This window comes from Paramagnetospirillum marisnigri (genome assembly GCF_001650715.1).
GTDB classification, from domain to species: domain Bacteria; phylum Pseudomonadota; class Alphaproteobacteria; order Rhodospirillales; family Magnetospirillaceae; genus Phaeospirillum; species Phaeospirillum marisnigri.
The window spans coordinates 165,023-176,854 of sequence record NZ_LWQT01000098.1 but is presented as its reverse complement, the minus strand read 5'-3'; the positions used below and the strand labels follow the sequence as shown (position 1 = coordinate 176,854).

Below are 11,832 nucleotides of genomic sequence, written 5' to 3'. Positions count from 1 at the left end.
TGCATGGCGGCAGTCACGAGATAAACAACAATGTGCACATGTTGTATTGGCCGGGGATGCGTGGTCTCGCGCCCCCTGCTAGACTGCGCACCCCCATTCAGCCGAGGTTCCTCCATGACCGACCGTGCCCCCCTGTCCTACAGCGACGCCAAGCTGCGGCGCATTCTCGCCAGCGTGCGCACCATCGCCCTGGTGGGGGCCAGCGCCAATTGGAACCGCCCCAGCTATTTCGTCATGAAGTATCTGCAGACCAAGGGCTATCGGGTGATTCCGGTCAATCCCTCCATCGCCGGGCAGGAAATCCTGGGCGAGGCGGTCAAGGCCAGCCTGGCCGAGATCGGTGAGCCGGTGGACATGGTCGAGGTGTTCCGCCGCTCCGATCAGGTGGGGCCGGTGGCCGACGAGGCCATCGCCGTCGGTGCCAAGGTGCTGTGGATGCAGTTGGGGGTGCGCAACGACGAGGCCGCCGCCAAGGCCGAGGCCGCCGGTCTGGAAGTGGTGATGGACCGCTGCCCCAAGATCGAATACGGCCGGCTGGGGGGCGAGTTGGGCTGGAGTGGCGTCAATACCGGGCTGGTGCAGAACCAGGCGCCCGAGGCGCCGCGCCGGGCCGAGCGCAAGGAGCGCGCCCTGCCGCCCCGCAACCTGACCTATGGCTTCGAGACCATGGCGGTCCATGCCGGGGCGGCGCCCGACCCGGCCACCGGGGCGCGCATCACCCCTATCTACCAGACCTCATCCTATGTGTTCGAGGATGCCGAGCAGGCGGCGTCGCTGTTCAACCTGCACACTTTCGGCAATATCTATTCCCGCCTGACCAATCCCACCGTGTCGGTGCTGGAGGAACGGGTGGCGACCCTGGAGGGCGGCCGGGCGGCGGTGGCGGCGGCCTCGGGCCATGCCGGGCAGTTCCTGACCTTCTTCACCCTGCTGGAGCCGGGCGACGAGTTCCTTGCGTCGCGCAACCTCTATGGCGGATCGCTCACCCAGTTCGGCCTGTCCTTCCGCAAGCTGGGCTGGACCTGCCATTTCGTCGACCCCAGGGACCCGGGCAATTTCCGGAAGGCGCTGACGCCCAAATGCAAGGCCATCTTCGTGGAAAGCCTGGCCAATCCCGGCGGCATCGTGGTCGACCTGGAAGCGGTGGCCGCCGTGGCCCACGAGGCGGGCATTCCCCTGGTGGTGGACAACACCCTGGCGACGCCCTATCTGTGCCGCCCCTTCGAATGGGGCGCCGATATCATCTGCCATTCCACCACCAAGTTCCTGGCCGGACACGGCAATTCCTTAGGCGGTGTGGTGGTGGAATCGGGCAAGTTCGACTGGGCCCAGAACGACAAGTTCCCCTCCATGACCAAGCCGGAACCGGCCTATCATGGCCTGACCTTCTACGAGACCTTCGGCGATTTCGGCTTCACCACCAAGGCCAGGGCGGTGGCGCTGCGCGATTTCGGCCCGTCCATGGCCCCCATGAACGCCTTCCTGACCATCACCGGCATGGAGACCCTGGCGCTCAGGATGGAACGCCATGTGGCCAATGCCGCCAAGGTGGCCGAATTCCTCGAAGCCCATCCCAAGGTGGCCTGGGTGTCCTATGCCGGGCTGAAATCCAGCCCCTATCGCGACCTAGCCGCCAAATACCTGCCGAAGGGGGCGGGGTCGGTCTTCACCTTCGGGGTCAAGGGCGGCTATGACGCGGGCATCAAGGTGGTGGAATCGGTGCGGCTGATCTCCCATCTCGCCAATGTGGGCGATACCCGCTCGCTGATCCTGCATCCGGCCTCGACCACCCATCGCCAGCTTTCGGACGAACAGCGTCTGGCCGCCGGGGCGGGGCCGGATGTGGTCCGCCTGTCGGTGGGGATCGAAACCGCCGACGACATCATCCGTGACCTGGATCAGGCGTTGGCCGCCACCTGAAGTGTGGTGAGCCCCATGATATCCAGGGCCGGATGGGGCGAACGGGGGCGTTGCAACAGGGATTCCAGCTCGGCCGGGGGCAGGGGACGCGAGAAGTAGTAGCCCTGCACCACGGCGCAATCGGAATTGCGCAGGAAGGCGAACTGGCGCTCGTTCTCGACGCCCTCGGCCACCAGCCCCAGGCTCAGGGCGTTGGCCATGGCGATGATGGCGCGGATGATCTCGATATTGTCCTGGTTGTGCTCGATATCCATCACGAAGGCGCGGTCGATCTTCAAGGTGGTGATGGGCAGGCGGCGCAGATAGGACAGGTTGGAGTAGCCCGACCCGAAATCGTCGATGGCGATGCCGAAGCCCCGGTCGCGCAGCCGCTGCAACAGGGCAATGGCCTTTTCCGGGTCGTGCATCAATGTGGTTTCGGTGACCTCGATCTCGATCAGGTGGGGTGGAATCCCGGCGGCCTCCACCGTGGCGATGATGCCGTCCAGGTCCTTGTCGCGGCGGAAGTGACGCGGTGACAGATTGATGGCCACGGGAACGTCGCCGAAGCCCTTGGCGCGCCAGGCCTTGATCTGGGCGCAGGCCTGGTGCAGCACCCATTCCCCCACCGCCACGATCAGGTCGCTTTCCTCGGCCAGGGGAATGAATTCGTCGGGCTGGATCAGCCCCTCGCCGGGGCGACGCCAGCGGACCAGGGCTTCCACTCCGGTGATGGCACCGTTGGCCGAGGCGATCTTGGGCTGATAATGCAGCTCCAATTGGCCGGCGGAGATGGCGTGACGCAGCGCCATCTCGATGTCGAGGCGGCGGATGGCGCGGGAATTCATGGCCTGGTCGAAGAAGTGGAAGGTGTTGCGGCCGCGTCCCTTGGCCTCGAACAGGGCCATGTCGGCATTCTTGATCAGGGTGGTGGCGTCGGTGCCGTCCTGGGGATAGAGGCTGATGCCGATGGAGACGCCAATGCGCAGCAGATTGCTGTCGAGATGGATGGGAACCCCGATCTCCTCGATCAGCTTCTCGGCCACATTGGCGGCCTCGCCCGCCGATTCCAGTCCTTCGACCACGATGACGAACTCGTCGCCGCCCCAGCGGGCGATGGTGTCCATGGAGCGGATGATGGCGCTCATGCGCTCGGCGGCCATGCGCAGCAGGGTGTCGCCCTGCTTATGCCCCAGGGTGTCGTTGATCACCTTGAAGTTGTCGATATCGGCGAACAGCACGGCGATGGAGCGGTTCTGACGCTCGGCCACGGCGATGGCGTGGCCGATGCGGTCTTCCAGCAGGCGACGGTTGGGCAGGCCGGTCAGGCTGTCGTGATAGGCCATGCGGTGGATGTCCTCGGTCCGCTGGCTGATTTCGTCCAGCAGGCGGTTATAGGCGCCCACCACTTCGCCGACCTCGTCGCCACCTTGCCAGACCAGGGGGTCGCGGGTCATGACATTGGCATTGTGGCGGAGCGAATCCCGCAGGCGCCTTAATGGTTCAGCCACCAGACGGCGCACGCTGAGCAAGGTCATCCCCCCCAGCAGCACGAAGGACAAGGACAGCACCAGCAGCCCGGCCGAGCGCTGAGACGCCAGTTCGCGCCGAATCCGGCCGTCATGGAAGCTGACCTCCAGCCGACCGATGGAATAGGCGCCGCCAACGGCCTGCTGCACCAGCGGAACCGCCCGTTTGAGCACCTGCTGGTGCCCATCGGAATCGCGGCCGCCCGCCGAGGCGACCAGATGGCCATCGGCGTCGAACACGGCGGCGACCATCAGTTCGGGAACCTCGCCATAGGCGGCGAACAGCCGGTGCACCGTGGTCTCGTCGAATTCCCACAGCGGTTTGGTCAGCGATGCCGCCTGGGTGACGGCGAAGGCGTCCAGGCGGGCTTCCAGCGCCGACAGCCGCTCGCGGGTGCTGAAGCGCTCGAAGGCCAGGAACATGATCACCGCCCCCAGCAGCATGCAGGGCAGGACCACCAGCAGCAGCTTACTTCCGATGCCGAGGCTGGGCAGGCGGCGAAGAATCATGCTCATGGCGCGCCTTCCTTTCCGGTTGTGCTGGAATGCTTGACTTCGGCCATGCGGCGGCGGGCCTGTTCCAGGTCCTTGACCATGGCCAGTTGGCCATTGTCCGAAGCGATGAAGCCGGACAGGTCCAGGCGTTTCAGCGCGGCCTGCTCGGCGGCCATGACGTCCACCGACTTGTGGACGGCGGGGCGGCCGTAATCCAGGAAGAATGCCTTGACCTGGGCCTTGGCCTCGGCGGGAAGGGAGGATCCCCACAGCAGTGGATCGGCGGGAATCAAGGGCGAGCGCCAGATGACCCGGAAGGCGTTGGCCAATTCGGGTCGACGGCGCAGCAGTCCGTCGAGATGGACGCTGGCGACGGTGGCGGCATCGGCGCGGCCTTCCAGCAGCGAATGGACATTGTCCTCGTGGCTGCCCTGGATGACCCGCTTGAATACCCGGCGGGGCTCGATGCTGCGACTGGCAAACAGGTAGTGGCCGGGTACCAGGGTTCCCGAGGTGGAATTGGGATCGCCCATGGCCAGGGTCAGCCCGGTCGCCTGGGCTATCAAATCGTCGGCACTGGCCAGCGACGACGAGGTCCGCACGATCAGGGTGCTGTAATAGCCGCCGAGGCCGGATGGATAGACATGCTGGGCGAAGACCTCGGCGCCCGCGTGGTCCACCGCTTCCAGAGCCGCCTTGTTGCCCAGCCAGGCCAGTTGGGCGCGGCCGTTGCGCAGAGCCCAGATGGCCCCGGCATAGTCGGCGGAAACCTCGGCGACCACGCTCCGGCCGAGATGGCAGGCCAGCGCGTCGAGCACCGGCGTCCACTTGGCCTGAACCTCGCTGCTGGCCTCGGTGGCGATCAGGGCGAAGCGAAGCGGTGGCGCGGGCGCGTCGGCGGCCAGCGCTCCGGTTTTCAGTCCCGCCAGCGCCAGGGCACCAGCCGCCAAAGCGAAAATGCCGCGGATTAGCATTGCGAAGCCCTTCCTGCGCTCTCTCGGCCATATGCCGCAGTGCACAATAGCGCTCGACCCGGCTCGGCGGTGTTAATGTTCGGTTATTTTGAAGTGACAGAGGCGTCCGAAGCCAGCACCACCACCGCCAATTTGTCGGGAGCGGATTTGGCTTCCTTCTTGCGCGATGCGATGGCAGACGAGATGTCGTCGGCGCTGACCTCGCGATTGCCGGGCGGCAGCACCAGCAACACCGCGCTGGCCGACAGCAGCGGAAACGACTTCACATGGCCCTCGCGGTCCTGGGCGGTGATGCAGCGCCGCTGGCGGGCTTCGGCGTCATAGAAGCTTTCGGCGTCCGAGGTGAACTGGCGGATCAGGTCGCCAATGGCGGTGGCCGCCTCGGCCTCGCTGGCGCCCTTGAGGCCGACGAAGAAGTCGTCGCCGCCGATATGGCCCAGGAACCAGGTCTGGGGGTCGGCCGCCTTGCGGCACAACTCGGCGAACAGCAAGATGGCGCGGTCGCCCTGGCGGAAGCCGTAGGTGTCGTTGAATGGCTTGAAGTTGTCGAAGTCGATATAGGCCAACACCGCGCCCTCGCCATCGGCGATGCAGTCGTTGACGTATTCGGTGATGACCACGTTGCCGGGCAGTTTGCTCAGGGGGTTTTCATCACGGGCCCGCGCCAGGGTCTTTTCGTGCATGGCGCGGATCAGCGAGCGGGCGGTCAGGAAGCCGCGATAGACCATGTGCTCGGACAGCAGGATGCCGTCGGCCTTCTCGGCGGCGGCGAAAATGGACAGCATGCGGTCGAGCGGCGTGGTGATGTCGGCGATGGGGCAGCGCACCACGAATTCGCGCAGGCGGCGGCCCAGGGCCTTGTTGGCGATCAGATCCTTGCCATAGGCGGAATAGGCGTAATTCTTCATGTCGCTTTCGCGCACGATGCCCAGCGGGCGGCCGGTGGCGTCCACCACCGGCACATAGGCATTGTCCGGCGAACGGGCGAAGCGGTCGAACATGTCGCGCAGCGGCGCGTCCACCAGGATGGCGGGGACCTGATCCATCTGCTGGATCACCCATTTCTGGTCGATCTGGCGTTGGCGGCGGTCCTCGCGGGCCAGGGCATCCACATGCTCATAGCTTCCCCCCAGGCGGTCGGGGGCTTCCTGGGGCGGGCTGATGAAATAGCCTTGGATCAGGTCCAGGCCCAATTCGCGGCAGACGGTGAGATCGCGGCCGCTTTCGACCCCCACGGCGATGACCTCGATACCCAGGGTGTGGGCCATGCCGATCACCTGGGCCAGCACCACCCGCTTGCGGGCCTCGGTATCGATACCGGCGATCAGCGAACGGTCGATCTTGATGAAGTCCGGATCGCAGCCCGACAGCAGGCTGAGCGAGGCGGCGGCGGCTCCGAAGCGGTCAATGGCCAGCATGCCGCCCTGGCGCCGCATGGTCTTGGCGGAATAGACCGTCGGCGCCTCGCCCTGAGGCAGGGCGGAAATCTCGGTCACCACATGGGGGAAAAGGGGTTGCAGCAACTGCCGAGTCGCCTCCATGACCTGGTCCAGTTGCCCGACGGCGCGGGCATCCAGGTTGACGAACAGGGCGGATTGAGCCACCGCGGGATAACAGCGGGCCAGATCGGCGATGCGGGTGCGGACGGTGATTTCCAGATCGGCCAGCCGCCCGGCGGCATGGCAGGCCCCCAGCAAATCCTCGATGGACTCGGCGCCATAGGCTTCCCAACCGCGCAGCAGGGCCTCGTGTCCGAAGCACAGGCCGGAATGGACGTTGACGATGGCCTGGAGGGCCACCCGGATACCGGAGAAGTCGGTGCTGCTGTCGATGGCCGGGGGCATGGAAAGGGACTTTTCGGTGCGACGGAACGGATCAACGAACGGGCGTGGTATCGCGACGCGGGATTATACCGCCGCGACTGTCGCGGGGCACTCGCCACGGCCGACTGAAACAAAAGAATCATCCAGGCGTCACGATTCGTCGGTAGCCCGCTGATGAACGCCTTCGGCTTGAAGGCGCAGGGTCAGGGCATCGAGCCGGTCCAGCGGCAGTTCCGAGAACAGGTCGACCCGGCGGCGGATCATGCGCACCACCTCGGCGATGCGGGAACTGCGCTCGGCCAGTGAGCCGGTATCCAGGTCCGGGCGCGGAATCGGCCAGGGGACCACCACCGGCGCGCCGGGCAGGGGGGCGCCGATGCTGCAGGCCTCGTGGGGTTCCGTCAGGGTGAAGACGAAGTCCATGTGAGGGGCGCCCGCCGGACGGAAATCGTCCAACGGGACCGGGGTCAGCCCCTCGGCCGGGGCTCCGGCGGCCCGCAGCGCATCCAGGGTGGCGGCGGGAACCGCCGTGCTGGGCGCGATGCCGGCGCTGAAGGCGCGAAAGCCTCCGGACGGCCGGGCATTGAGCAGCGAGGCGGCGATGGGGGCACGGACGGTGTCGTCGTCGCAAATGAAGAGGACGTTGAAGACCTTATTGGGAATGGCCATGGCTTCGGCTCCCCTGAGGCTGTACGCAAGGGGAGTATAGGCTGTTCAAAGCCGGATGAATGTTATGGTTTTCCTAAGCCTGCGGACGGCGGTCTTGGCGTCGCGGGGGACGATGATACCGGTCGGCGCATGAGATGATCCGTCATCCCGACGACCATCGGGCGGAGGGATCTCTCTCTGGACCGCTGGTTCCAAGCCGGAATAGCCGTTCCAGGATGAGATACCTCGCTGCCGCTCGGGATGACATGACGAGGCGGATCACGCGCTAATCGTGCTTCAGCAGGCCGTTGACCCGGGTCACGGCATCGCGGGCGGCGGCCACCAGGCCTTCGCGGGTAACGATGGCGGCGGGTGTGCGCAAGGTGATCTCGCGGGCGCGGTCCAGCAGATCGAAGGCTTGGGACAATTCACGATCGGCGGTCATCAGGCGGGCCCAGTTTTCCATTTCTTCCTCCCCATGATCACGGAGAATCCTCCGTCCACATCCCCTCGCATGGGAGGGGATGTCGCGTAAGCGATACGGCAGCAGGCAACCGGAATCGGCTGCGCGACCGCGGCTTACGGCCTAGTGCTGGTCATGGATGCGGCGTCGGGGAAAGTGCCCAGAACACGGGTCACCAACATGTCCACCTCCCTTTCGGGTACCGGCCCACGGTGGCCGGCTCCTCCAAAAAGGACGCGATCGTCGTTGCATAACCTCGGATGGGCCATCGGCACGTGCGTGTGCGTCACTGAACTGAAATATACCGCAGCTCCGGGGGGGCGACAATCCCCAGAAGTGTTACATTTTCAACGGGTGGCGGGGGCGATGGTGGCGACGGCCTGCTTGTCGGTCTTGAACACATGCTTCATCAGCCAGTCGCGCAGGAAGGTCATCATGTCCATGCTGAGCGTGGCCTTGCCGAGGCGGAAATCCTCGGCAAAGCTTTTGACCTTGGCCAGGAGGTCTCGATGGAAGCGGCGATGTTCCTCCAGTGAGTCGAGACCGCCCTGCTCCCAGATGGCTTCCTCTCGCGCGAAATGACGGGTGGTGTAGTCGGCGAGCCGGTCCAGGATGGCACCCAGGATATCGCGCCCCTTGCCCGCGATCATGGCCTCGCTCAGTTCGTTGACGGTCTCGACCAGCAGCCGGTGGTCCTCGTCGATGACCGGATGGCCGGTCAGCCAGGCTTCGCCCCATTTCAAGCTGGGGGCGCCGTCCTGGACTCCCAGCAGGAAGTTATCGACCATGGCGCGCAGGATTTCCGACTGCCCCGTCATGCGCACCGAGCCTTCCAGCATGGTGCTGGCCGAGCTGCGCATCTGCGCCGCCTCCTTGACCACCCAGTTGATGGACGAGGCCACCATGGTGGTTCCCTGGGCGGCATCCTGGGCGGCGCGGGAAATCTCGCGGGTGGCGGCGCCCTGTTCCTCGACGGCGGCGGCGATGGTGCCAGAGATTTCGTTGACTTTTTCCACCGAGGCGGCGATCTCGCGGATGGCGCCCACCGCCGACTCGCCTGCCGCCTGGACCGCGGCGATCTGGCCGGCGATTTCATTGGTGGCGCTGCTGGTCTTGTCCGCCAGTTGCTTGACTTCGCCCGCCACCACGGCGAAACCATGGCCGTGCTCGCCTGCCCGAGCGGCTTCGATGGTGGCGTTCAGCGCCAGCAGGCGGGTCTGCGAGGCGATGGTCTGGATGAAGGTCACAACCGCGCCGATGCGCTTGGACGCCTCGAACAGCGATCGGACGATGTCGTCGGTGCGGCTGGCGGTCTTGGACGCCTCCACCGCCACCTTCGAGGCCTCGTTGACCCGGGCGGAAATCTCGTCGATGGAATAGGCCAGCTGTTCGGCGGCAGCGGCCATGGCCTGGACACTGGCGGTGGCGGCACCGGACGAGTGGTCCACAGCCTCCATCTGCTCCACGGTCTGGCTGGCGAAGCTGTCCATCTCGCGGGCCGAGGTCTCGGCATCGGCGGCCGAGCCCGCCACGGTCCCGATCACGGCGGAGACGTCGGAATCGAAAGCGGCGATCAGGGCGTCGAGCTTTTGCCCCCGCAATTCCTTGGCGGCCTGCTCGGCTTCCTGGCGCACCCGCAATTCTTCCATGGCCAGGGCGTTGTCACGGAACACCCGCACCGCCTTGGCCATGATGCCGACCTCGTCGGCGCGATGGACCCCGGGAATATCCGCCAGATTGTCGCCATCGGCCAGGCGGCTCATGGCTTCTTCCATCAGCAGCACCGGCCGCCCGATGGATCGGGCCGAAATCAGCCCCACCAGGATCACGGCCAGCAGGGCAAGGCTGCCGATCACGGCGATGACCAGACCGACCTGGGACCGGGTTTGGCCCTGACGCTCATTGGCCTCGGCCACGCCCACATGGGCCATGGTGGAGAAATCCTGGATGCGCGGCTGCAGGGCCTCGAACAGGCTGCGCAATTTGGCGATCTCGGTCTCCTGCTCCAGATGGGCGGCGCCATAGGCGGCCATGTCCGCGCTATAGGCTGTCGCCATGGCGCGGAAGTCGTCCTTGGTGGAGTTGGCGATGGCGGCGGCGTCGATGGCGAATTCGAACTGGCTGGCCAGACCCCGGCTTTTTCCCAGATACGAGGCATCCTGATAGATCATGAAGTTCTTTTCGGCCTCGCGCAGGCGCAGCATGCGGGCCTTGAGGTCGTCGGTATTGGGCCAGAGCGCCAATTCATCCTCGATGGCCTTGACCGAGGCGCGCAGCTTGCCCCGCAATCCGTCGCTCTCCGTCAGGCCCAAGGTGGTGGTCAGCGCCACAACCTTGCCGAACTGGGCGTTCACCTCGGCCAGGGCGTGGTCCAGGGCGGCGATCTCGTCGTGGTGCTCGGCGGCCACGGGCGAGGCCTTGATGGCGGCCAGGGCGGCGGTGACAAGGTAGTACTGGGTATCGAATTCCTCGGCGAAACGGGCCTTGCGCTCGGCGGTCAGGCCGTTCGCATCGGTCTGCATGGTCAGCGCGCCCGCCCGGATGCCGGACGAAAGTTCCAGCAGCGACTGGTATTCCATCTGATCATTGAGGGCGCGGGAGATGCTGCGCTCGCCGAGGCCATAGGCGGTTCCAACCAGCACCCCGGCGGCTAGCACCACGCCGATCAAGAGGGAGAAGCGGGCCTGAATGCTGATGTCGCGGAACCAGGGCACGTCACCGGTCTGCCACCATGCCAGCGGCTCCGCCGCCAGCGCCCGCCATCTGCTGGCGGCCCGGCGCGCCCAGACTCCATTGCGCCAGGAAGACCAATCAACCTTGCGCCAGAGAGGTGTCGCGTAAGCCGCTTCGGCAAATTCCGTCATATCCACGCACCACCGTTGCCGCCTGCCGGAGGTCCGGCACAGGCGTTCATGAGCCAAGCCAATCGGCGGCGGATTATGGCGGGGTCGGCGGATGAGTCCGCTTGAAGCTTTGGTGAATAAGATGTCTCAGTCTTGTTGCAGTCCGGGACTGGCAACCGACAAGGGGGGCGGTCCAGATGCAAAGCCAAAAAGCGCCATGACCGAAGTCATGACGCCAGGCGTAAGGGCGAGCAGGGCAGGGACGGCCGACGCGATGCTGCCGGCCGAAGGAGCCTGTGCTTAGAAGCCTTCGCGCTCGAGGCGCTTGCGCTCGAGCTTGCGGGCGCGACGCACCGCCTCGGCCTTCTCACGGGCACGGCGCTCGGACGGCTTCTCGTAATTACGGCGAAGCTTCATCTCGCGGAAAACCCCCTCACGCTGCATCTTCTTCTTGAGCGCCTTCAGGGCCTGATCGACATTGTTGTCACGAACGAGAACTTGCACGTTGCGCCACCGCTCCTCTACGCTGAAAAGACCCCCTTCGCACGGCAGACCTGCCGTTCGGGAGGTGGGTTGATAGCACAGGGCGGTGCGGTTGGGAAGGGCAAAGAGGTCGAATGTCCATTTTGAAGATTGCCCGCATGGGCAGCCCGGTGCTGCAAGGCAAGGCGGCCCCGGTGGAAGAACCGCTGTCACCGGAAATCCAGCGTCTTATCGACGACATGATTGAAACCATGGCCGATGCGGGCGGGGTCGGACTGGCGGCGCCGCAAGTTTTCGCATCGCTGCGGATCGTGGTGTTTTTCGTGCCCGCCCTTCGCAATGGCGGCGCGGCCGTGCCGCTGACTGTTCTGATCAATCCCGAACTGGAACCGCTCGACGACACGGTGCAAACCGACTACGAAGGCTGTTTGTCGCTGCCTGGGATGACCGGGGCGGTGCCCCGCTTCACCCGGTTGCGCTATTGGGGCCTCGACCGGCAGGGGCAGCCGTTGGAAAGGGAGGCCGAAGGGTTTCATGCCCGGGTGCTTCAGCATGAATGCGATCATCTGGATGGGGTTCTCTACCCCATGCGCATGCCCGATCTGGGGACCTTCGGCTTTGTCGAGGAAACCCGCAAGGCGCTCAGCGATCCGGATTTCGACGGAGGAGAGTAGG

Annotated in this window: 9 protein-coding genes; 2 read left to right on the top strand and 7 right to left on the bottom strand. The window is 65.5% G+C overall.

Features of this window, described 5'->3' with window-relative positions; all coding sequences use genetic code 11:
• Positions 1–114: 114 nt before the first annotated feature.
• Complete coding sequence (locus A6A04_RS18150) at positions 115–1,920, top strand: O-acetylhomoserine aminocarboxypropyltransferase (protein WP_068495448.1); 1,806 nt, start codon at positions 115–117, stop codon at positions 1,918–1,920.
• Here A6A04_RS18150 and A6A04_RS18145 read toward each other — a convergent pair.
• The 7 genes from A6A04_RS18145 to rpsU all read right to left on the bottom strand — a co-directional run bounded on the left by A6A04_RS18145 (position 1,899) and on the right by rpsU (position 11,178).
• Positions 1,899–3,944, bottom strand: coding sequence for a putative bifunctional diguanylate cyclase/phosphodiesterase (locus A6A04_RS18145; RefSeq protein WP_068495446.1), 2,046 nt, complete (start codon positions 3,942–3,944; stop codon positions 1,899–1,901). The two genes, A6A04_RS18150 and A6A04_RS18145, sit on opposite strands and share 22 nt — an antisense overlap.
• Positions 3,941–4,897, bottom strand: a complete 957-nt coding sequence (gene phnD / locus A6A04_RS18140; protein ID WP_068495444.1) for a phosphate/phosphite/phosphonate ABC transporter substrate-binding protein — start codon at positions 4,895–4,897, stop codon at positions 3,941–3,943. Before phnD ends, A6A04_RS18145 begins: the two co-directional genes overlap by 4 nt.
• An 83-nt stretch (positions 4,898–4,980) precedes the next feature.
• A complete protein-coding gene (locus A6A04_RS18135; protein ID WP_068495443.1) occupies positions 4,981–6,741 on the bottom strand; it encodes a GGDEF domain-containing protein in 1,761 nt (586 codons plus the stop codon).
• Positions 6,742–6,870: 129 nt separating this feature from the next.
• Positions 6,871–7,389 (bottom strand): arsenate reductase/protein-tyrosine-phosphatase family protein, encoded by a 519-nt coding sequence (locus tag A6A04_RS18130; protein WP_068495441.1) that lies wholly within the window; start codon positions 7,387–7,389, stop codon positions 6,871–6,873.
• 265 nt (positions 7,390–7,654) lie between these two features.
• Positions 7,655–7,834: a hypothetical protein gene (locus tag A6A04_RS18125; RefSeq protein ID WP_068495440.1), complete on the bottom strand. Its 180-nt coding sequence runs from the start codon at positions 7,832–7,834 to the stop codon at positions 7,655–7,657.
• A 344-nt stretch (positions 7,835–8,178) separates the two neighbouring features.
• The gene (locus A6A04_RS18120) at positions 8,179–10,695 is read right to left on the bottom strand and encodes a bacteriohemerythrin (RefSeq protein ID WP_082915043.1); all 2,517 of its coding nucleotides are present in this window, start codon (positions 10,693–10,695) and stop codon (positions 8,179–8,181) included.
• Between the two features lie 279 nt (positions 10,696–10,974).
• The gene (gene rpsU / locus A6A04_RS18115; protein WP_002726599.1) at positions 10,975–11,178 is read right to left on the bottom strand and encodes a 30S ribosomal protein S21; all 204 of its coding nucleotides are present in this window, start codon (positions 11,176–11,178) and stop codon (positions 10,975–10,977) included.
• Positions 11,179–11,291: 113 nt separating this feature from the next.
• On the opposite strand from rpsU, the gene def reads away from it, so the two are divergent.
• On the top strand, positions 11,292–11,831 hold the full coding sequence (gene def / locus A6A04_RS18110; RefSeq protein WP_068495436.1) for a peptide deformylase: 540 nt from the start codon (positions 11,292–11,294) through the stop codon (positions 11,829–11,831).
• Position 11,832: the final 1 nt, after the last annotated feature.